We start from the raw sequence: 22,564 nt of genomic DNA, 5'->3' as shown, positions 1-22,564 counted from the left end.
TCACATTCGACCACATTGCCGTTCCCAGAGCTCAATGACCACGGCAGGTGAGTATGATGGCGAGCGAAAGCGTATATAAAAGGAGAGGCCATGGCACACGGCAACAAGCTGGTCATCGTGGAGTCGCCCACTAAGGCAAAGAAGATTGGCGGCTACCTTGGCTCTGGCTATACGGTTATGGCCTCGGTGGGGCATATCCGCGATTTGGCTAAGCCCTCGCAGATTCCGGCCTCGCAAAAAGACCACTTTGGTAAGTTTGGTGTCGATGTCAACCACGACTTTAAGCCCTATTACATAGTCGATGACAAGAAAAAGAAGACTGTTTCTAGCTTGAAGCAGGCCCTCAAAAACGCTGACGAACTCTATCTGGCAACTGATGAGGACCGCGAGGGCGAGGCCATTGCTTGGCATCTTGTGCAGACCTTGAAGCCCAAGGTGCCGGTCAAGCGCATGGTTTTCCACGAGATTACGCCCGAGGCCATTAAGGACTCGCTCAGCAATACTCGCGACGTGGATTCCAACATGGTAGTGGCCCAGGAGACCCGGCGTGTGCTCGACCGTCTCTACGGCTACGAGCTCTCTCCGGTGCTGTGGCGCAAGGTAGGGCCGGGGCTTTCGGCTGGCCGTGTGCAGTCCGTGGCTACTAGACTTATCGTTGAGCGCGAGCGCGAGCGTATCGCTTTCGTGCGTTCTCCTTACTGGGATTTGCTGGCCACGCTCGCTGCTAAGAGCAGTGTGAGCGAATCGGGGCAGGAGAGTTTCGAAGCGCGCATGGTTGAGCTGGGCGGTAAGCGCCTAGCTGCTTCTAAAGATTTCAGCTCAGACGGCAAGCTCACTGCTTCGGCGAGCAAAGAGCAAGTCTTGCAGTTAGACGAAGCCAAAGCGAAGCAGCTGGCTACCGAGCTGGCTTCTGCTGACTTCACGGTGGCGGGCATGGAAACGCGCCCCTACCACCGCCGGCCTCAGCCTCCCTTCACGACTTCGACCATGCAGCAAACGGCTGGCAACCGGCTAGGTATGAGCTCTCGCTCTGCCATGCGCGCGGCCCAGAGCCTCTACGAAAACGGCTATATTACTTACATGCGTACCGATTCGGTCACGCTCTCTCAGCAGGCCATCGCGGCTGCCCGTCAGAGTGTGGAAGAGGTCTACGGTAAGCAATACTTGGCTTCCGGCCCCAAGCAGTATGTGACGAAGACCGCGGGCGCTCAGGAGGCACACGAGTGTATCCGCCCGGCGGGTTCCCGCTTCCGCTCCCCGCAAGAGCTGGCTTCGTCTTTGCCGCCAGACCAGCTCAAGCTCTACACGCTGATTTGGCAGCGTACACTGGCCTCGCAGATGGCCGATGCTACTGGTTCTACCGCCACGGTGCGCTTGAGTGCACCGACTGAGAGCATGGGCGAGTCCATCTTCCAGGCCTCCGGTACCGTCATCGAATTCCCCGGCTTTATGAAGGCTATGGGATACGGTTCTGACTCAGCCAAGGGCTCTAAGAAAGGCGAAAAGGGAGCGGAAGACGGCTCCCTGCCGCAGATGAGCGAGGGCGAGCAGCTCAAGGCCAGCTCGGTTGAGCCCGAAGGCCACGAAACTCAGCCCCCAGCGCGCTACACCGAGGCTTCGCTAGTTAAGACGCTAGAGGCTAAGGAAATAGGCCGCCCTTCAACCTACGCCTCGATTATTTCCACGATTATTGACCGAGGATATGTCTACGAGCGCGGGCGGGCGCTGATTCCCTCCTGGCTAGCTTTCTCAGTAATCAAGCTCTTGGAAGCCAACTTCCCCCAGTATGTGGACTACCATTTCACTGCCCTCATGGAGAACGGGCTAGACCAGATTGCCCACGGCGAGGAGACGGGCACTGACTGGCTGACACGCTTCTACTTCGGTTCAGGGTCTGGAGCGGCGAAGAGCGCTATCGAAGCGCACGAAGGATTGCAGGAGCAGGTAGCACAGCTGGGTGAGATTGACGCTCACCAAGTGAACACTATCGAAATTGGCGATGGTCTCCAAGTGCGCGTGGGGCGGTATGGCCCATACTTGGAAGACACTGCAAACTTAGACGAGAAGGGCAATCCCAAGCGGGCTTCCCTGCCTGAAAGCTTGGCTCCCGACGAGCTGACGGTAGCCAAGGGCCACGAGCTGATTGACACCAATTCTGGCGGGCCTCGCGTCTTGGGTACTGACCCTGAAACTGGCGGTCGTGTAGAAGTGCGCAAGGGGCGGTTTGGCCCCTACTTAGCGCTCATTACGCCGCAGATGGAGCAGGAGATTCAGGAAGCCGAAGAGAAGAAGGCTGCTGGCGCCAAAAAGGTGAGCGAGCCCAAGCCCAAGATGGCCTCCCTCTTCAAGACGATGGACCCTGACGCTATCGGACTCGACGATGCTTTGAAGTTGCTGTCTTTACCTCGCGAAGTGGGGCAAATCGAGATAGCAGATGCTAAGAGCGGCGAGTTGGTAAAGGCAATGGTTACGGCCAGCAACGGCCGATACGGCCCCTACCTGACGAGCACTACCGAGGCTGGCGCTACTGACACGCGCTCTCTGAGCTCGGAAGACCAGATTTTCACGGTCGATGCTGCGGCGGCTCAAGAGCTCTTTAACCAGCCCAAGTACGGCAAGCGCGCTCGCGGAGGTGCCAAGCCGCCCCTGCGCGAACTCGGGCCAGACCCCGAAAACGGCAAAGCAGTTACGATTAAAGATGGTTTCTACGGCGCTTACATAACCGATGGCGAAACCAATCGCACCCTGCCCAAGCAGTACACGCCCGCCACGGTTGAGCCCGAAGTGGCCTTCCGCCTGCTAGCCGAGAAGCGCGCTGCTGGGCCAACCAAGCGTCGCAAGCGTGCCACCAGCAAGACTGCTGCTAAGAAAACGACAACTAAGAAAGCTACGGCTAAGAAGAGCAGTAGTAAGACCACGACTCGTAAGAGTGCAAGTACCAAGGCCAGCTCGGCTACCAAGACTAGTGCGCGCAAATCGTCTGCAAAGTCCACTACGCTTGCCAAGGGCAAGGCTAGCGCCGCGAAAACGACGAAGCGGGCCAGCAGCAAGACGAGTGAGGAAAAGGCATGAGTGAAGGACTGTTCGTATCGTTCGAGGGCGTAGATGGCGCTGGTAAAACCACGCAAGCCCAGCGAGCCCGGGACTTCCTCCAAGCCAAGGGCCTGCGCTCTATGGTCACTCGCGAGCCGGGCGGAACTCCAGCAGGTCTAGCGATTCGTGAGCTGGTATTGCACGGCATGGCAGCCTTCCCCTCGATTGCAGTTACGGGCGGCACCGACGTGGTGGGCGCTTCCGACGATTTGAATTCGCGTACCGAAGCCCTGCTCTACGCGGCTGACCGGGCCGAGCATGTGGCACAGGTGATTCGCCCAGCCCTAGAGCGCGGTGACGTAGTGTTGTGCGACCGCTACATCGACTCTTCGATTGCTTACCAGGCTGGCGGCCGTGAGCTCGACGAGCATGAGGTGCAAGAGCTGAGTCGCTGGGCTTCGGCCGGTTTGAACCCGAAGCGTACCTACTTGCTTGACGTGGATCCCAGCCAATCCCACGACCGGGTAAACGAGGAACCCGACCGGATGGAGGCTGCCGGCGATGATTTCCAAGCCCAAGTGCGGGCGAAGTTCTTGGAGTTGGCAAAGGAAGACCCCGAGCGTTTCGTAGTCATCGATGCTTCCAAATCTATTGACGAAGTGTGGCAGATTATCCAAGCCGACTTGGAAACGCTCACTCAAGATATGACTGTGAACCTAGCACCCGTGCCCAGCGATGATGACGCTGACGATGATGATGAATACAACGAAGATGCAGACGAATCTTACGACGATGACGACCAAGACGAGAGCGACGAGCTCGACGACGACATGGACGATGCGGATTCTGACGATTTTCTAGACAGCGAGGATAGCGATACTGCTGCGGATGCTGAGAGCGAAAGCAGCACCGATGATGCCTTAGACCAGACAGGCCAAGGGCAGTGAGCGTATGGGATTCCATCGTGGGCCAACAGCCGACGGTGGACTTACTCAAGCAAATAGTGGCCTCGCAAGGGTCGCAGCGAGATACCATGACGCAGTCTTGGCTCTTCTGCGGTCCTCCCGGTTCGGGCCGCTCCAACCTTGCTAAGGCCTTTGCTGCCGCGCTCGTGAGTCCGGATCAAGGACTGAATGAGGAAGCTACCCGAGAGACACGCGAAGTTCTCGCCGGAAGCCACCCAGACGTGACCTACTTAGCTACCGACAAGGTAACTATTGGGATTCAAGAGGTGCGCGACCTCATCATGACCTCGGAGCAAATGCCTTCCACCGCGCCTAGGCGGGTGATTGTTATTGAAGATGTGGATCGCATGGTGGAGCGCACGACCAATGTCTTGCTCAAAGAGATAGAGGAGCCGGCCGAACATACGGTTTGGATTCTGTGCGCACCCAGCGCCCAAGATGTGTTGCCGACCATTCGCTCGCGCACGCGCATCATCAACTTAGCGGTGCCTTCCAACAAGGCAGTAGCTGGATATTTGCGGGAGAGCCTCGGTGTTGACGAACACCGGGCAGCGCTCGCAGCCCGCCTAGCTCAAGGCCATATCGGTATTGCTAAGCTCTATGCCAGCGACCCGCAAGTGGTGAAAGACCGCGACGAACTTGTGGTCGACCTGCTCCGGATGGAGCGCGCTTCGGATGCTGTAGTGTTAGCCGTCAAAATTGCTGACCAAGCCAAAGAGCAGGCCACCCGTGATGCCGAGGCCCAAGTGGCGCGAGAAGAAGCCGATTTTCGCCGCATCAATGGCTTGGACCCTGAGGAGCGAGTACCCCGGCAGCTCTTGGGAGCCTACCATCAGATTGCTAGCAAAGACGAGCTGCGCAGGCGGACCATTCGGCGCTCGCGTGACGTTATTGACCGCGCGCTCACGACGCTGACCTCGGTATATCGCGATGTGTGCGTCTTACAAAATAATTCCGAAGAGCAAGTGGGCCTAGTCAATATTGAGAACCGGGCTGCCATTACCGAGCTTTCTGTGCGCTTGAGTCGGCAGGGAGCAGTGGACCGTATTGAGCAGATAGCTGTGGCCCGCCGCCGCATCGAAGGCAACGGTGCGCAGCTGCTCGATCTTGAAGCCATGCTGTGCAACCTGCTGGTGTAGTGCCTGTCGCCTTACTGTTCGTTTAATTATCGGCAGTACCGGGAAGCGTCATATCGCTGGAGCCGGTGCGTGGTGACCAAGTGGACTCGCGATAAATGAGCTCCGGTTTGAAGGCTTGGTAGGCGGCCATGCGCGGTTTATTGGTATCCCAATCGCAGATGATGCTCACCGACTCTTCGGCGATTTCTTCATACATGGGCCGAATCGAAGTCAGGGCAGGCTGGGCAATTTCGCAGGCCGGAGCATCGCCATAGCCAATGATTTTCACATCTTCGGGCACGTCTAACCCTAAGTGTTTGCAGGCGATGAGCACGCCCATAGCAATAGAATCACTAGCGCAAACTACCGCGTCGGGCACTACTCGCCGGTCTTGGAAGAGGGAGATGGCGGCCTGGTATCCGCGTTCCATCGTGCAGGGGCCAAACTGTACCCAATCCGGATCTGGGGTGAGGTCGAGGGCTTTGGATTGCGTGTAAAAAGTAGTGAATAAATCAGCCGCTGTGTACGATTCAATTTCTCGGCTCAAGTAGGCGATGGCGTGGGAGCCCTGCTCAGCTAAGTGGTCCACAGTCATACGCATGGCTTCGCTCTGGTCGGTGCCCACCCAGTTGATATGGGGTGTGAGTGATTTACCGCCAATTTGCACAATGGGTAGGTTTTTGTATTCTTCGTCGAGCGATTCCACAAGGTTTTCGTCGTTGGACGAGATGATAATGAGCCCGTCGATACCGCGGGTCAGGAGGGAGTGTAAGTCTTCTTTTTGCCGTTCGGCATCGGCGCCGATTGCCAGCAGCAGATAGCGGTTGGCTTCGCGAATGGCTGCACTGAGTGAGTTGAGCAAGAGCGTAGGAGTCTGCTCTTCGCTAATCTCGGGGATAACTAGTCCGATGGTGCGCGTTACGTCGGAGCGCAAACTCGATGCTGCGAAGTTAACTGAATAATTTAGCTTGGCTGCAGCTTCTTTGACCCGCCGACTGATATCGTCGTCTTTGTCTCGCTGACCGGAAAGTACGCGCGAAACTGTGGCCGTAGAGACGTTCGCAAGAGCAGCCACGTTGGCAATGGACACTTGGCCCGTTGCTAGATTTCGTGCCATACTCTGCTCTTTCGTTTGCTCTAAGATTCAGCCCTTACGCCAAATGCGAACATACATAACTATAAATGAAGCGTACGAAGGCCCTGCGGAAGGTGCGTAAACCTTTTAGCAGGGCCCTAAAAGCCGTTGAATGTAGTGCTTACTCAGCCCTGGTGAGCACCTCGATGAGTTGATCGGCTACCTGCTCGGCATTGTCGCCATCGACGGTGAGTTCAACGGTATCGCCCTTGGCGACGCCCAAACTCATGACCATCAGGATAGAAGCGGCATCGACACCGGGCTTGCCGGGCTCCTTGGAGATGGTGACTTTGCAGCCCGAAGCAGCGGCTGCCTGGGAGAACTCCGAAGCAGGGCGAGCGTGAATGCCGACGGGATCGGTAATGAGAACGGAACGAGTGATAGCTGCCATGAGGAAACTCCTTTGGTTAATGTGTAGGTGTTCGGCTGGCGGGCAAAGCCGCCGAGCTGTTCCCTCAAGCATAGCAGGGCCCCCGGTCTCTTGCAGAAATCGATTACCGTTGTAATTCTGCGGAAAAAGTGTGTATACTTGTCACCTATGTGGCCCTGTTCACACCGCTGTGTGGGCAGTAAGTCAGCGCAGAAAGAGCATACAGCAGGGCAAACTTGCCGGAGTACAGATACGAGCACTGAGGAGTGCAGCATGATCATTAAGGGTGTCGGAATTGGCCGCGGTGTCGCCGTTGGTCCAGCTATTCGTATGGCAGAGAGCTTGGATGTGCCGTCTGAAGAGCAGCGCAACTCGTCTCTTTCGGTCGACAGCGAGATGGTGCGTATTGAGCAGTCAATGGATGAGGTCAACAAGGACTTGCTTGCCCGTGCGGATGCTGCCCAGCATGGTGACGAAGGTGCTCAGCAGGCCGCTCCCATTCTGACTGCTTTGGCCCAGATGGCTCAAGATCCAGCTCTGAAGAATGCCATTCAGTCGCAGCTTGAGGCCGGTAAGACTGCAGAGCGCGCAGTATACGAGGGCTTCGGCTCCTTCGAGGAGCAGCTCAAGGCTATTGGTGGCTACATGGGCGAGCGCGCAGGCGACTTGCACGATGTGGGCCAGCGCGTTATTGCTTCTCTCCTCGGCGTGGCTGCACCTGGCGTGCCTGAGTCTGACAAACCATTCGTGTTGGTTGCTCCCGATCTTTCGCCGGCAGACACGGCTAACTTGGACCTCAACAAGGTCTTAGCTATTGTCACTAGCCAGGGTGGCCCCACCAGCCATACCGCTATTTTGGCCCGTTCGCGCGGCATCGTAGCAGTGGTTTCAGCTCCCGAAGCTGATGATATTCGCGACGGTCAGAACTTGATTGTGAACGCAGCTCAGGGCCAGGTCACCTCAGATCCCAGCCAAGAGCAGATTGCTGAAGCCGAGCAGGCTCGTCAGGCTGCCGACCAGGCCAAGGCCCTGCGCGGTCAGCCCGGTCAGCTCAAGGATGGACACAAGATTCCGCTCTTGGCTAACGTTGGTAAGCCCAAAGATGCCGACCCAGCTTTGGAATACGGAGCTGAGGGCGTGGGCCTCTTCCGCTCTGAATTCCTCTTCCTCGGTTTGGAGAACCCGCCGTCGGTCGACGAGCAGGCCAAGGCCTACCAAGAGCTGCTGGAGCGCTTCCCCGGCCGCAAAGTCGTAATCCGTATGCTTGATGCTGGTGCCGATAAGCCCCTGCCATTCCTCACTCCTGAAGACGAGCCAAACCCAGCTCTCGGTTTGCGTGGTTTGCGTACATTGAAGCAGCACTATCAGGTCTTGGACGACCAGCTGACTGCTTTAGCACGCGCCGATGCTGCTACCAATGCCGACCTGTGGGTTATGGCTCCGATGGTGGCCGACGAGCACGAGGCTGCTTACTTCGTAAAGTTGGGTAAGTCCAAGGGTTTGAAGAAGGTCGGCGTTATGGCCGAGGTGCCTTCGATTGCTTTGGTGGCAGACAAGGTGGCTCAGGTGGCCGACTTCGTTTCCATTGGTACCAACGATTTGACCCAGTACACGCTGGCTGCCGACCGCATTCTGGGTTCGGTTGCCAACTACCAGACTGCTTGGCATCCTGCCGTCTTACGCGCTATCAAGCTGATTGCAGACGCTGGTAATGCTAACGGCATGCCGGTGGGTGTGTGCGGCGAGGCTGCTGCCGATCCAGATTTGGCTGTAGTGCTGGCTGGTATCGGTGTCAACAGCCTGTCGATGACTCCTGTGGCCCTCGACGATGTGCGTGCCGAACTGGCAAAGCACACCCTCGAAGAGGCTCAGCAATTAGCTTCCCGAGCTCTGGATGGCGAGTTCTACCATCCTCAGGGCTGGGACTTATAAGGAATGCCCTCAGCGGTAGACCTATACAATTCACAAGATAGATACTAAGGAGCTGCACATGGCAGATTTTAAGGCTTTCCTGCCGGACTCATCGTTCGCGCTGGATGTGTCGGTTGAAGACTGGAAGGGCGCCATTCAGCGCTCTGGCGACGCTTTGGTGGCCTCCGGTTTCACAACTGATGCTTACACCCAGCAGATGATTGAGACGGTAGAAAAGATGGGGCCTTACATCGTAATAGCCCCGGGTCTCGCGCTGGCTCACTCCCGCCCCTCAGACGCTGTGCTCGGCACTGGTCTGTCTTGGATTCGCCTGAAGACTCCGGTCGAGTTTGGCAACAAAGCCAATGATCCGGTCTCTTTGGTGATTGGCTTAGCCGGGCGCGACGAGCAGGAGCACTTGCAGGTTATGTCAGCCATCGCTGGCGCCTTAACCAACAAGGAAAAGACTGCAAAACTGGCCCAAGCCGAAACTCCAGACGAGATTCGCGCCATCCTCGAGGGCTGAGCTGCAGTAGAAGCTGCGCTTTCCCCGATATGGGTATCGCACTATGGATACCCCCCCCCTGCGGCAGGCGGTAACGCCTGCTAGCAGTAGTGAGAAATACAAACTGTTGCAAGACTTATTTAGAAAAGAAGGACACAATGGATATCCTGTGCGTTTGCGGTAATGGTATTGGCACTTCTGTACTGCTCAAGGTCAACGTTGAGCAGGCTGCTGCCGATTTGGGTATGGATGTCAACGTCACCACTTCCGACGCTGGCTCCGCCAAGGGCACCGCAAATATGAACGACTTGGTTCTCACCTCCAACGAGCTCGCATCCGAGCTGGAAGGAACTACGACTCCGGTGGAGACCGTAGACAACTTCATGGATATGGACGAGATCAAGAATATTCTGAAAGAGTACGCAGACTGATTCGTCGGCCTAGTACCCCCCACCAGAAAGAGAAGAAAGAATGAATGTCTTACTTGCTGTGCTGAACTTCATCAGCCAGGAGATACTCAACGTTCCCGCATACCTTATTGGTATCGTGGCTGCTGTTGGTCTGATTGCTCTCAAGCGTTCAGTCGGACAGGTCATTTCGGGCGCTTTGAAGGCAGCCATGGGCTACCTGATTTTGGGCGCGGGCGCCACAGTTGTGACCAACGCCCTCGATCCCTTCGGTCAGCTGGTCTTTAAGGCTACCGGTGCCCACGGCGTTGTGCCGACCAACGAGGTAATCGTAGCGCAGGCTTCCAGCCAGTTTGGTGCCTCCTCCGCTTACATCATCGTGCTGAGCTTCTTGCTCATGCTGGTCTTCGCACGCTTCACCCCGCTCAAGTACGTCTTCCTGACGGGTCACCACATGGTCTTCATGTCGACCCTGATGGCTCTGGTACTTTCGGTCGGCTTTGGTGAGGGTGCAAACCAGTGGCTCATTGTCCTGATTGGCTCCGTGCTTATGGGCGTCATCATGGTGGTTATGCCTGCCTTCGCGCAGCCCTTCATGAACCGCGTGACCGGCTCCGACAAGCTCTCCATCGGCCACTTCAACACCTTGGGCTACATTGTCTCCGGTGCTGTCGGTACTGCCGTGGGCAAGAAGTCTCGCTCCACTGAGGACATCGACTTCCCTAAGGGTCTGTCCTTCCTGCGCGATTCCATGGTTTCCACCACTGTGCTGATGGTCATCCTCTACTTGGTGTTCTCGGTTTGGGCTGCAATCGTAGTTCCTGCTGCAGATGCATTCGCCATCTTCCCCTCTCACCCTGAGAACTACGGCGCCTTCTTCATGGCTGCCTTCGCTCAGGCCCTGCAGTTCGGTATCGGCGTTTCCATCATCCTTTACGGCGTGCGCGTCATCTTGGGCGAGCTGGTTCCCGCCTTCCAGGGTATTGCCAACAAGGTTGTGCCTGGTGCCCGCCCCGCTCTGGATATCCCGATTGTCTTCCCCTACGGCGCTAACGCATCCCTGATCGGCTTCCTCGCTTCCTTCGCTGGCGGCTTGGTCTCCCTGCTGATTATCGCTGCTTGGCTCGGCCCGGTTTGGGGCTTGGCTCTGATCCTGCCCGGCATGGTGCCTCACTTCTTCGATGGTGGCGGTGCTGGTGTCTTCGGTAACGCAACCGGTGGTCGTATCGGCGCAATCGTTGGTGCTTTCATCAACGGTCTGCTCATCACCATCCTCCCCGCTATTTTGATGACGGTTCTGGGCTCCTTCGGTCTGTCCAACGCCACCTTCGGCGATGCTGACTTCGCTTGGTACGGTACCGTTGTGGGCAAGCTGGCTCAGATGGGTCTGCCCGTCGGCGGCGTTGTGCTGATGATTGTGGCCGTAGTGCTCTTCGCTTGCGCTTGGGTATGGCAGGTCAAGGTTGTCAACGCTGGTTGGCTGCCTGCTGCTAAGCACGCTGAGTTCATCGACGGTATCAAGGCTGAGGAGCAGCAAGAAAAGGAAGCTGCTAAGGCCGCCGCTAAGGCTGCCCGCACGGCTGCTAAAGCTGCTAAGGCTCAGGAAGCTGGCGTCGAAGGCGCTGCTCCCGTTAAGTAATATGTCAGGCTTGGGGCTTGCCCTGTAAGCTCCTACCTGTCCTTTGAATAAACCCGGGTTTGCTGGTTCTGCTAGCTGGCTCGGGTTTTTCTATGCGGCAGAGGTAGTTGCAAAGTCTCCTATATGCTGCGAATCTTCCAGCAGTTGAGACGCGTCTTTTCTCCGTTACGTAGAAGCTGTAGAGTGGGAATACAGTAGGTTCACGCTTACCAACAGAAAGGCGCCCCTCATGCCCTGCACCACGCTACTTGTCGGAAAAAATGCGAGCTACGATGGCTCAACTATCATCGCCCGCAACGAAGACTCAGCCAACGGCCAGTTCCGCCCTAAGAAGCTGATTGTTGTTCAGCCTAGTGAGCAGCCCCGCCACTATCAGAGTGTATTGAGCCATGTGCAGATTGAGTTGCCAGACAATCCCATGCGGTATACGGCTGTGCCCAACTCCATTCCAGACAAAGGTGTGTGGGGCCAAAATGGTGTGAATTCAGACAATGTTGCTATGACGGCCACTGAAACCATCAACTGCAACGAGCGCGTTTTGGGCGCGGATCCTCTAGTGAATTTGGTCCCGGCAGTAGGTGAGCCCGGCAGCGCTGACTACGTGCCCGAGCAGGCAGGCGGCATCGGCGAAGAAGACTTGGTCACCATTATCTTGCCATATATTCACTCAGCTCGCGAAGGTGTCGAGCGTCTTGGTGCCCTGCTTGAGGAGTATGGCACTTACGAGATGAATGGCATCGCCTTCTCTGACATCAATGAGATTTGGTGGGTGGAGACTGTGGGCGGTCACCATTGGATCGCCCGCCGCGTGCCCGACGACTGCTATGTCACCATGCCCAACCAGCTGGGTATCGACGAGTTCGACTTTGACGACGCTTTCGGCAGCCAAGAAGACTTCATGTGCTCGGCGGACTTGCGCGAGTTCATTGCCGAGAACCATCTCGACCTGTCTATCGAGCCCAGCAGCCCCTTCAACCCGCGTGATGCTTTCGGCACACACTCTGATTCGGACCACGTGTATAACACGCCCCGCGCTTGGTATATGCAGCGTTTCTTCAACCCCTACGACGAAGTCTGGGACGGCCCCGATGCCGAGCATAATCCCATGAGCAACGACATTCCTTGGTGCCGCCAGCCTGAGCGCAAGGTTACGATTGAAGATGTAAAATATGTGCTCAGCTCCCACTATCAGGGCACGGCTTACGATCCTTACGCCATCATCGGCGACGAGCATACGCGCGGTCTCTTCCGCCCCATCGGCATCAACCGCAACGACCAGTTGGGCGTTATCCAGCTGCGCCCATACAGTGCTCAAGGCTGTATGGCAGTACAGTGGATGGCTTTCGGTTCCAATGCTTTCAATGCGCTCATTCCCTTCTTCACCAATGTCGACACCATGCCCGAGTACATGTCGGCCGCCGGCGCAAGGGTTACCACCGACACCCTCTACTGGTCTGACCGCATCATCGCGGCCCTGTCTGATTCGGCCTTTGCAGACACCATCAATGCCAACGAACTCTACCAGCAGAAGATTGGTGCCTTGGGCCACAGCATGATTGCTGCGACTGATGCGCAGGTGTCTCGTCTGGCAGGAGCAAACGAGGGAACCAGCAATGCCGAAGTGCGCCAGGTGCTCGAAGCTGCCAACGAATCGATGGCAAGCCAGCTGCGTAAAGAGACCGACGACCTCTTGGGTAAGGTGCTCTACACGGTAAGTCTAAAGATGCGCAACGCTTACCACATGTCTGACCACTGAGTTCTTATGAGTGCCGGGGCTGCCTACTCTAGGCGCCCCGGCACTGGTATATGTATGCTTATAAAAACGGGAGAATTGGATGGAGCGAGCATGACCACCTTTAACGATTTTGTGACACCTTACGGATTGGTCAGCAAGGTAGACGCTTTTGGCTATTTGGACTATCTCAAAGCCCATCCCAACGAATCTACCAAGCAGGGCAAAGTGGTGTTGGTTACTGCTGATACTCCTCTCAAAGCCTCCCGTGGTGAGGGCAAAACCACTACAACGATTGCTTTAATCGACGCCCTGCGCTCGCGAGGAGTTGACGCAGCGGCGGTCTTGCGTCAGCCGAGCATGGGCATTACTGCGGCCGGTTCCAAGGGTGGAGCTTCGGGTGGTGGTAAGGCCTCTCTGGCTCACCCGGAGCTGGTGGACTGGGGCCTGTGCGGCGAGATGGCAGCCATTGAGAACGCTCAGAACTTGCTGGTTTCCTTTGCTGAGAAGGCAGTAGATGAGGGGCTTTTGGACGACATCTTGGTGCCCCGAGTTTCCGAAGTGCCCTCTCGGTCCCTGCGCCAGATTGCGGTAGACCGAGGCAAGAGCGACCTTCCCGAGCGAGTGGTCTTAACTCCTACCTGCGAACTGATGCAAATCGTAGTGCTCTCGCGATCGATGGACGAAATCGGGCAGCGGGTGGCTGCCATGACTGCCGGAACCAAAGCCGGCAAACCGGTCACTTTCGGCTCATTCATTGACCTCTGGCGCATTACCAACATGCTGGCCGATGCGGTCAAGCCCGCCTATATGACCACGCAGGAGGGTTCGCCGGTCTATGTGCACTGCGGGCCTTTTGCTAACGTATCGCTTGGCATTCCGAGCTTGATATCGGTAGAGATGGCTTGCGCTCGCCACGATGTGGTTGTAGTTGAAGCTGGTTATGGCGCTGATGCAGGTGCTCAGAAGTGGCTCGACATTGCAGCTCGCGAGTTCGGAGCTGCTTGGCCCTCGGCGGCAGTAGTCGTTACCCGCGCTTCAACTTGGCGGGATGATCCTGCCTTGCGCTGGCGCTATCCCTTCCATATCAATCGTTTAGAAGGCTTGGGCATTCCCACTTTCCCCTTGGTCAATTTGTGGGCGGGCGAAGATAGCGAGGTAGATGCTTTGCGAGAGACGGCGGCTTCCCTAGGATTACGCCAGCCAGTTATGGGTAATCTCTTCCGCGACGGCGGGCAGGGATTGTCTAGCCAGCTTGACGGTTTCGCTGCTGCCTTAGATACTGCGGCTTCTGATAGTCCTGCACTTGCAGACGCTGTGAGCAGCCACAAGGGCATGGATGTGGTTGATCAGCTGCGTTGGATTGCTCAGAGTGCCTACGGAGTCGCGGGGGAGCGTGTGCTTGAGGGTCCTGCATTCGCTGAATCGTTGGCATCCGCGCGCGCTCTGTGCCAGGAGCAGGGGCTTAACGTGAACGACTTGGTGCCGGTGGCAGTAAAATCGCCGGCAACTATGACCGACAACGACGCAGCCCCCGAATCTGATCGTACAGTGACTTTGAAAAAGTTGGAAGTCCATACCGGCGCTGGCTTAATTCAGGCCAATGTGACCACTTCGCTCACTACGCCTATGCCCAAGATTGTGTAGTCGCAGGACGCGGGCCAAACGGTCGGCACGCCGAAGAGCGTTCGTCTTGCGTATTTACAAAAATCGAGTATAGTTTTCTTTTGGCTCTTCAAAGTGCCGTCGCCCCTGTAGCTCAGTTGGCTAGAGCAGCTGACTCTTAATCAGCGTGTCCGGGGTTCGAGCCCCCGCGGGGGCACATGAAGAGGAATGGTCCGGTTTATTCCGGGCCATTTTTTATATATGCCTCTTTAGAGTTTTCGACACCTGTGCTTGTTTGGTAATACCTTCCGTTATACTCAACTCAGGAAATTCTAAGGTTCGAACTTTCTTCCTTCGCGGTGGGTACTATCCAGAGAAGGCTGTCTGCAGTGCACTGAATTTGCACTGCTGCAGAGAGGGAGTTCGTTGCTTCTATATAACGGGGGAAGTAATATGGGGAGAATGTCGATTGCGCTCAAACGTGCAATGAGCGGTGCTGTTGCAGTAGGCATACTGTTAGCAGGGGTGATTCTATCGGTGGGCCAACCAGCCTACGCTTTGACCGATGATGATTACTTGCAAAACTGCCAACCGGACGTTAGTAAATTGAGACAGTGTTTTGACCGCGCTTTAGGCCGGGCTTTAATGAATGCATACAAACAGCCGGGTTCTGCCAATGCAAGCGTCAGTATAAGTGCAATCTTTACTCAGGAAATGCAACAGCTTAATGCTTCGGCTATGCGTGATGGATTCCAAAGCAGCCCGGGAGAATTGAATCTTTCGGGTCATAATTCGATTGATTCTGGCAACGACAGGGGATATGTTGCACATCTTACAAATATTGAGGGCATCGGCAACATTACTGGTTTGACGAATCTGAATTTGTCTTATAACGATACTGGTGATCCTGTTAACATACCTGATGTTCCAGCGCTGAATGATTTCAGTCCACTGCGCAATTCGACTAGACTGCAGCGTTTGAACGTGGATGAGGATTACCTCCATTATTTGTCAGATACCGAACTACGTTCCTTTGGTGGCATTACAAGTTTGGAGGAGCTTTCTGCCGAAAAGAACGAGTTGACCACCGCTCAGTTGGTCACGCTTGCTTCACTGTCTGACATACAACATCTGAAAGGCTTGGATCTCAATGTCAATCGACTGGATGTGCTCCCTCAGGACACGGTAGACGGATTCGTGGGCAGCTTGCGCAACTTTTCCTTCGATGACAACCAAGTAAGTGAAGTTGACACGCTGGCTGCCCTCAATGCCACACTGACCGACTTGTCGTTCAAAAGGAACCAAGTTCGGGACGTAACCGAGCTCAAACAATTAACCAATCTCAAGAACTTACACTTCGACGATAACCAAGTGGGTTTGCGCGACGACAATACCATGCACGCTAGCTTGGCAAATTTGGGGTCGCTGAGCCAGCTGTCCAATGTGAGTTTTGACCGCAACCACATTTATGACATGTCGGGCGTGTATGCCGCGGCCAGCAATCCGTCGAATACCTTCTCTGGCGTGGATCAGACCATCGACCTAGGGATTATCGGCGACGCAGGGTTCCCCCTCGATGTGAAGAACGGGCAGGTAAGCCCCAACAGTTACGCCGAAGATCCCACAGACGTGCAGATCGACAATGTTTCCGATGGAACCTTTAATTACGATCCTGTCACCGGCGACCTGCATTGGAGTTCTCCACGGGCTGGAGATTACAGCTTCAAATTCACCAAGACAATTGGTGTGAACCCCGACGGTAGTCCCAAGGTATTTAATGGCACTGTCAAGTTTGGTGTGCGGTCCTCTTTTATTGTCGACTTCTTAGATTCGACCAGCCATAAGCCGGCTGACAATGCCATTATCAAGAGCACGACAGTCCGGGGCAGTAACTCCGGTCTGACTTCTAGCGAAGTTCCTGCTGGGTATACGCCGGGTATGACTACTGTCTCGCGCGATATGGAGTTTGACGACTGGTATCCGGCTGACGCTTCTGGTAAAGCTCCGGATTTGAACAAGCCAGTCTTTGTGCCAAGCAATATTGTTACTGACAACATGAAGCTGGTGGCTCACTGGCGTGCGATGCCGCTGGTGATTGCTGATCCCAACAATGGGACAAGCGGCCAGGAGCAGACTACAACGACTCAGAAGCAGATGGATGGTACGAACACGGCCCAGTCTGGCAACTTGACACAGCCCAGCAAGGACCATGCGGTCTTCCAAGGATGGGTAGATGATAATGGCAATCCCGTGGATTTGAACCACTTGCCGCTGATAGTTAACTCTTCCCATGAGTATGACCCGATTCACATTCACGCCAAGTGGGCTGATTTGCCTAAAGTTAACTTTGACTACAATGGCGGTGCTGGCTCGGTTAGCCAAATGCAGACAAAGCTCTCTGGTGGCGTTGTTCAGCTTGACGGTACTCTACCCACAGGCAAACGCGCTGGTTACAAGTTCATCGAGTGGACATATACAGTCAACGGAACGGACAATGTTAATCCAAACCGCTTGCTTCATGTGGGAACTAACCCCAACTTCACTGATGTGACGGTACATGCCAAGTGGATTAAGCTGCCAACGGTGGTGATTGACAAGAAAAATGATGGTAATTTCGAAGACTCAGGCATTTCTACTTCGGTAGATGTTAATAATAACAATCCTAAATTGAATGGTAATATCCCTGCGCCCAATCCTTCAGATAATCCAGGTATGATTTTCGACGAGTGGCGCAATCTAGACGGAACCCCATTTGATCCTGACCACCTTGATGCTCCAAAAGATGGTGATGGGAACTATGGAGAGGTAAAAGTTGTCGCCCACTGGGTACCGGCTCCTAAGGTCCATCTGGATTATAAGGGTGGTACCAGCAATCCTGCCCCGAGTGTGATGGACACTTCTATACAAGGTAAGGATTTCAACCTTGCGGGTGATTTGCCGACGCCAGCCAAAGATGGTTACAAGTTTGGCGGCTGGGTTTACAAAGATACGTCAACTGCAGTAGATCCCAATAAGCTTGATATCAAGGGGAATAAGCGTGTAGGCTTCAATGATGCTTATGTTGAGGCTGTGTGGCGCAAGCTTCCCGTTCTCAATCTTATTCCGAATGGCGGATCAGATGTCCCTCCCGTCATCAAGACAGAGCTGAACCCAGATGGAAGCGTTAAGCTTAGTGGTGTAAGCAGCCTGCCGATTCCGACACCAGCTGATTCACAACATGCCTTTTTATGTTGGATTGATAGTAGCGGTAAGGCCGTCACTACTGACGATGTCACGTTCCTCCCGAATGCAAATGGTGATTATACTGATGTGACCTTAAACGGTCGTTGGGTTAAGCTGCCTACAGTTGATTTTGATTCACAGGGCGGCACAGCTGTTCCCAGCACAGATAAGACCGGACTTACCGATAATCATAAGATTAAATTGATTGACGGTAAATTCCCAGTGCCATCACGCTCGGGTTATGATTTTGAAGGCTGGGTTGATGACAACGGTAATCCTGTAGACCCCGATGATTTGCCGTCAACGCTGTCTGGCGATGAATACGGTAAGGTACATCTGATAGCCAAGTGGCGAAAGGTGGATAATCCAAAACCGAGCATTCCAGCTGACCCCAGTGATCCCATCGATTCAGCTGATTCAAGTCAGCCAGATAACGGCGGCACTAGCGACTCGACAGACTCGAATAGGTTTGACAGTATTGGAAACGCTAGCGAATCAGAAGTTCCTAGGAAGTCAGGCAAAAAGAGTACCGATTTGGCTCACACTGGCTCCAATGTCTTGTCAGTGGTCTTTTTAGCTGTTCTTCTTTCGGTGCTCGCTGCTGTTGGCCTGCTTCTTTCTCGCCGTAGGAGTAGGCCCTAAAGGAGCTAACTAGCTATCTTCTAGTGACGACCATGAAAAGCCAAGGGGTTGTTCCTCTTGGCTTTTCATGGTCGTTTTATGACCTCACGCTTGAGATGATTTGATGTTGATTTTTTTGATATGAGTGTCAATGTGAGGAATTAGAGGCTAGTATGAGAAGACAGCGTTTGTGTTGGGGGGAGACACCGGCAGTGGTGCTTGTGTGCCATTGGCGACTACACGCTATGCTGATTTGGGGGAGATTAGTTTCGAACAGCTCTGCATCTAGCAGAAGCTACTACTTATGAAAATAAGGAGTTATGCATTGAAATTATCGTCCATTTCGCTGAAACGGACCGCTGCGGGACTCGCAGCATCCGCGCTTCTCGCCACTGGCGTAGGGGTAGCAGTTTTGAATAATTCGTCTGCATTTGCAGGCGGAGTTTCCCCGCGAGCTTGCGTTGTCGATACAAGCACTATCGCTGACTGCTTCTCTACCGATTTGGCCCCCATCATCGTTGACGCCGCAGGTGCTGCTAGCGACACTGATGTCTTTACCTCTTCGATGGTGAGCAACATTACCGATATCACCATTGCTCGGGAGCCTGACATCACCTCGTTCCCGGTGCAGAACTGGGGCGGTATTGGTGAGCTCACCAATCTTAACCAGATTGATGCGTCCGCTACCGCAATGACGGCTGTAGATCTTGCTGCGCTTGCTGCAACTCCTGTTGCTGGCCAGATTGAAATTCTGAATCTTTCGGGCAATCCTACTATTACTGATTACAGCTCTCTGAGCGGTTTTACCAAGGCCGTAACGCCGACCCCCCCCCCCGCGATATTTGAGTTAATTTTGATGGGCAATAACCCACAGAATGGCTATTTCCCCAATAGTAACTGGGAACTTCCGGGTGTAGGCACTCTGAGCGTGGATGCTAACACGAACCTCAGTGCAGCAACCTATGCTAAATTCCCCAACCTGATCAATGGTGTTCAGATTCAGATGGGCCTGCAAGCTCAGCCTGACGAAACGGTCATTCGGAACTCTGCTCCCGTTAAGCTTCCTAAGATTAAGGTCGGCCCTGCTGGTTCAGAAGTTGCTTTAACCGATACTGATATTTCGAACCTTTCTCCTGCTGGCGGCGATGTCATCATTGATCTCGACAACGTTGTATGGCCTGCTCCTACCGCAGTTGGCGATGCTACCTACTCTTATGAGTTTAGCAAGAAGGACGGCAGCATCACCTATACTGGCGTCGTTCAGATGGATGTTCACGTCAAGGGTGCAACTCCTCAGGTAACCTTCCAGGATGCCAGCGGTACTGTAGCTGCTCAGACCATCGCCACCAAGTACGATGCCAGCGGCAAGATTGCTCTCGACGGCACTGCGCCTGCAGCTGCTCGCGATGGCTACACCTTCGATGGCTGGTTCTATGCTGACGGTTCTGCATTCGATTCTGCCGATGTCAAGGCTTCGGTAGATTCTGCAACCGGCGATTACCAGGACGTTACCGTTTCTGCCAAGTGGACTGAAGTTGTAGTTCCTGTAGACGATGACGACACCACAACGCCATCTGATGATGATACCAAGACCCCGGTTGCTGAAGAGAAGCCTGCTCCTCAGGCTCCTGCTGCTGAGAAGAAGCCTGCTGATCCGGCACCTGCTCCTAAGCCTGCCGACCCGAAGCCTGCTGATCCTGCGGCACAGAATGAAGCTAAGGGTGGAGAGTCCTTGGCTTCTACTGGTTCCGATGTTATGCCATTTGCCGTTGGTGCTGTAGCACTGTTGGCTCTGGCTGGCGCTGGTCTGGCTGCTTCTCGTCGCCTCGGCAACAAGTAAGCGCGACCCCTCTCTGCTCACGAGCAGATAAGGTTGTAATACCGCAGTAAGCATCCGTGCTCTGCGGGATAAGGGTGGTACCTAGATTTCTGGGTGCCGCCCTTTTTTCGTGGTCTGAGCATGTATGGAATCTTTTGGGTGTGTAGCTTTACCGCAACTTGTTATGATGTTATAATGTTTGTAGATGTGGTTGTATGAAATCTTGCAAGGAGGCAAAGTGCTCGAAGAGTTTTTGAGGCCCGGAGCAGTGCTCTACGAAGACAATGTTGAGGGTTGGCAACAGGCGGTAGACGAGGCAGCTCAGCCCTTGTTAGATGCTGGCACTATCCGCCCTGAATACGTGGACGCCATTAAGGAATCCATTGCGAAGCCAGGCGGCACTTACATGGACTTGGGCTCGGGTGTTGCCCTGGCCCACGCCAGGCCGGAAGCTGGAGTGGTGCAGACCTCTCTCTCAGCTCTGCACGTAGGCCAGCCCTTCCTCCTTGCGGATGATCCCGACCATCCAATCACTACTATGTTCTGCCTAGCTGCCGAGGATGCAAATAAGCACCTGAGTCTCATGCAGGCCCTGGCAACCTTCCTGAGTAGCGAAGCCAACCAAGAGCGTTTGGCAAAGGTGTCGAGCAGTCAGGAATTAGAATCTGTGCTCACCGCGGTTGAGCAATAAAGCGAACTGAAGAGTTCAGAAGGAAAAGGGAAAATTATGAAGATCTTAACAGTATGCAGCACGGGTCTGGGCTCCAGCTTCATGACCCAACTCAATATCGAGAAGGCGCTCAAGCAGCTGGGTGTCAGCGGTGTTGAGACCGACCACATGGATTTGGGCTCTGCCACTCCCAACGACGCAGACGTATTCTTCATGGGGCGCGACATTGCTGATTCAGGTCAAGGCTTGGGTGATGTTGTGGCTCTGAACAGTCTCATCGATATGAATGAAATCACCGAAAAGGTCAAAGCTGCCCTCGAACGCCATGGTGTTCAGGTGCCCGGAAAGGAATAGGACTCATGAACGGCGCTCTTAAAATCCTCCTCGACATCTTCCGGCAGCCGTCGGTTATTGTCGCTCTTATCTCCTTCATCGGTTTGGCCTTGCAGCGCAAGCCCGCCACCGACATCTTGAAGGGCACTATCCGTACCTTCGTGGGCTTCTTGGTTCTCGCGGCAGGCGCTGGCGTGGTCAGCAATGCTCTCAACCCCTTCGGCGACATGTTCCAGCATGCCTTCCATGTGCAGGGCGTGGTGCCCAACAACGAAGCAATCGTAGGCACTGTCTTGGTGAAGTACGGCTCTATCGCTGCGCTCATCTTTTTCTTTGGCATGATTGTCAACATCCTGCTCTCGGCAACTTCGTACTTTAAGTACGTCTACCTGTCGGGTCACGTGGCCTTCTACATGGCTACGATGATTACGGTTATTTTCGTGGCAGCAGGCTTCCCCACTTGGCAGACCTTGCTCTTCGGCTCCATCGCCCAGGGCCTGGTGGTTACGATTTCTCCCGCCATTGTGCAGCCCTTCATGAAGAACGTGACCGGTTCCGACGATGTGGCTTTGGGTCACACGGGCGGCGCAGGTATCGCTCTGGGCGGTTTGGTAGCAACCTTGACCCGCAGCAAGAAGCATCCCTCCAAGTCCACGGAAGAGATTAACGTACCAAAGAATCTCTCCTTCCTTCGCGACACCACGGTGATTATCGCCCTGTCAATGGCTGTGATTTACATCATCGTCGCTATCTTTGCTGGCGCTCCTTACATCGAGTCCGAGCTGAGCGACGGCCAGAACTTCATCGTTTACTCGGTGCTTCAGGCTGCAACCTTCTCGGCTGGCGTGTTTATCATCTTGGCTGGCGTGCGCGTGGTCTTGGGCGAGATTGTCCCCGCTTTCAAGGGCATCAGCGAGCATTTGGTCAAGAATGCCAAGCCTGCTCTCGATGTGCCGGTGACCTTCACCTTCGCTCCCAACGCTGTGCTGATTGGCTTCCTCTCCTCCTTCGTGGGCGGCATCGTAGGTATGGTCATCATGGCTGTTTCGGGCTCCACGGTTATCATTCCTGGCGTTGTGGCTCACTTCATGACCGGTGGCGCAACTGGCGTTATTGGCAACGGCGCAGGTGGCCGTCGCGGTGCTACGATTGGCGCTTTTGTCAACGGTTTGGCCATTACCTTCCTGCCTCTCTTCCTCCTGCCAGTTCTGGGCGAGGTCGGCACGGGCTCTGCCACATATTCCGACGCGGACTTCGGCGTGGCCGGCATCTTCCTTGGCTACCTGAACAAGGCCGGTGGTCAGGTTGCTATTATCGCAGGCTTGGCTGTCGTATTGGTCCTGCTCTACGTAGCTTCCTACTTCCTCACCAAGCGTGCTAAGACTGCTGCTGCATTGAGCGAGCAGGCTGGTGCCGCAGTAGAGGCCTAGGTTATTGACGGTAGTGCTGTGCTCTACTGAAATGTTGCAGGGATCGGCT

The 22,564-nt window shown here is 54.8% G+C and carries 15 protein-coding genes, 1 tRNA gene and 1 pseudogene; 15 read left to right on the top strand and 2 right to left on the bottom strand.

The features are described 5' to 3' along the window. Positions 1-90 precede the first annotated feature (90 nt). From topA to R8377_RS07205, 3 genes and pseudogenes are all read left to right on the top strand, one after another. Positions 91-3,072, top strand: a complete 2,982-nt coding sequence (gene topA / locus R8377_RS07215; protein ID WP_317642824.1) for a type I DNA topoisomerase — start codon at positions 91-93, stop codon at positions 3,070-3,072. After that, positions 3,069-3,731 (top strand): annotated as a pseudogene (tmk, locus tag R8377_RS07210) (dTMP kinase); the annotation flags it as partial. The gene topA and the pseudogene tmk, both read left to right, overlap by 4 nt. Positions 3,732-3,976: 245 nt before the next feature. Then, entirely contained in the window at positions 3,977-5,137 is a 1,161-nt protein-coding gene (locus R8377_RS07205) for a DNA polymerase III subunit delta' (protein ID WP_317642823.1), read from the top strand. A gap of 22 nt (positions 5,138-5,159) precedes the next feature. On the opposite strand, the gene R8377_RS07200 is transcribed toward R8377_RS07205, so the two are convergent. Next, positions 5,160-6,233, bottom strand: a complete 1,074-nt coding sequence (locus R8377_RS07200; RefSeq protein WP_317642822.1) for a LacI family DNA-binding transcriptional regulator — start codon at positions 6,231-6,233, stop codon at positions 5,160-5,162. A 139-nt stretch (positions 6,234-6,372) separates the two neighbouring features. Further along, entirely contained in the window at positions 6,373-6,642 is a 270-nt protein-coding gene (locus R8377_RS07195; RefSeq protein ID WP_317642820.1) for an HPr family phosphocarrier protein, read from the bottom strand. 252 nt (positions 6,643-6,894) lie between these two features. Here R8377_RS07195 and ptsP point away from each other — a divergent pair, with 252 nt between their 5' ends. The 12 genes from ptsP to ulaA (R8377_RS07135) all read left to right on the top strand — a co-directional run bounded on the left by ptsP (position 6,895) and on the right by ulaA (R8377_RS07135) (position 22,515). After that, a complete protein-coding gene (gene ptsP / locus R8377_RS07190; RefSeq protein WP_317642819.1) occupies positions 6,895-8,553 on the top strand; it encodes a phosphoenolpyruvate--protein phosphotransferase in 1,659 nt (552 codons plus the stop codon). Between the two features lie 58 nt (positions 8,554-8,611). Continuing rightward, on the top strand, positions 8,612-9,058 hold the full coding sequence (locus R8377_RS07185; RefSeq protein ID WP_317642818.1) for a PTS sugar transporter subunit IIA: 447 nt from the start codon (positions 8,612-8,614) through the stop codon (positions 9,056-9,058). A 137-nt stretch (positions 9,059-9,195) separates the two neighbouring features. Then, on the top strand, positions 9,196-9,468 hold the full coding sequence (locus R8377_RS07180) for a PTS sugar transporter subunit IIB (RefSeq protein WP_317642817.1): 273 nt from the start codon (positions 9,196-9,198) through the stop codon (positions 9,466-9,468). Between the two features lie 40 nt (positions 9,469-9,508). Then, complete coding sequence (gene ulaA, locus R8377_RS07175; protein WP_317642816.1) at positions 9,509-11,083, top strand: PTS ascorbate transporter subunit IIC; 1,575 nt, start codon at positions 9,509-9,511, stop codon at positions 11,081-11,083. A 229-nt stretch (positions 11,084-11,312) separates the two neighbouring features. Beyond that, entirely contained in the window at positions 11,313-12,839 is a 1,527-nt protein-coding gene (locus tag R8377_RS07170) for a C69 family dipeptidase (protein WP_317642815.1), read from the top strand. A 90-nt stretch (positions 12,840-12,929) separates the two neighbouring features. Further along, positions 12,930-14,462 (top strand): formate--tetrahydrofolate ligase, encoded by a 1,533-nt coding sequence (locus R8377_RS07165; protein WP_317642814.1) that lies wholly within the window; start codon positions 12,930-12,932, stop codon positions 14,460-14,462. A gap of 101 nt (positions 14,463-14,563) precedes the next feature. Then, positions 14,564-14,637 (top strand) — tRNA-Lys (locus R8377_RS07160). Positions 14,638-14,873: 236 nt separating this feature from the next. Beyond that, positions 14,874-18,284, top strand: coding sequence for an InlB B-repeat-containing protein (locus tag R8377_RS07155; RefSeq protein WP_317642813.1), 3,411 nt, complete (start codon positions 14,874-14,876; stop codon positions 18,282-18,284). A gap of 304 nt (positions 18,285-18,588) precedes the next feature. Beyond that, a complete protein-coding gene (locus R8377_RS07150) occupies positions 18,589-20,103 on the top strand; it encodes a hypothetical protein (protein WP_317642812.1) in 1,515 nt (504 codons plus the stop codon). 184 nt (positions 20,104-20,287) lie between these two features. After that, the gene (locus R8377_RS07145; protein WP_317642811.1) at positions 20,288-20,773 is read left to right on the top strand and encodes a PTS sugar transporter subunit IIA; all 486 of its coding nucleotides are present in this window, start codon (positions 20,288-20,290) and stop codon (positions 20,771-20,773) included. A 36-nt stretch (positions 20,774-20,809) separates the two neighbouring features. After that, entirely contained in the window at positions 20,810-21,106 is a 297-nt protein-coding gene (locus R8377_RS07140; protein ID WP_317642810.1) for a PTS sugar transporter subunit IIB, read from the top strand. Between the two features lie 5 nt (positions 21,107-21,111). Further along, entirely contained in the window at positions 21,112-22,515 is a 1,404-nt protein-coding gene (gene ulaA / locus R8377_RS07135; protein ID WP_317642809.1) for a PTS ascorbate transporter subunit IIC, read from the top strand. Positions 22,516-22,564 lie beyond the last annotated feature (49 nt).

It is taken from the genome of Bombiscardovia apis (assembly GCF_033095945.1).
GTDB lineage: Bacteria > Actinomycetota > Actinomycetes > Actinomycetales > Bifidobacteriaceae > Bombiscardovia > Bombiscardovia apis.
The sequence above is the reverse complement of the archived record's forward strand: the minus strand, read 5'-3'. Positions and strand labels throughout refer to the sequence as shown.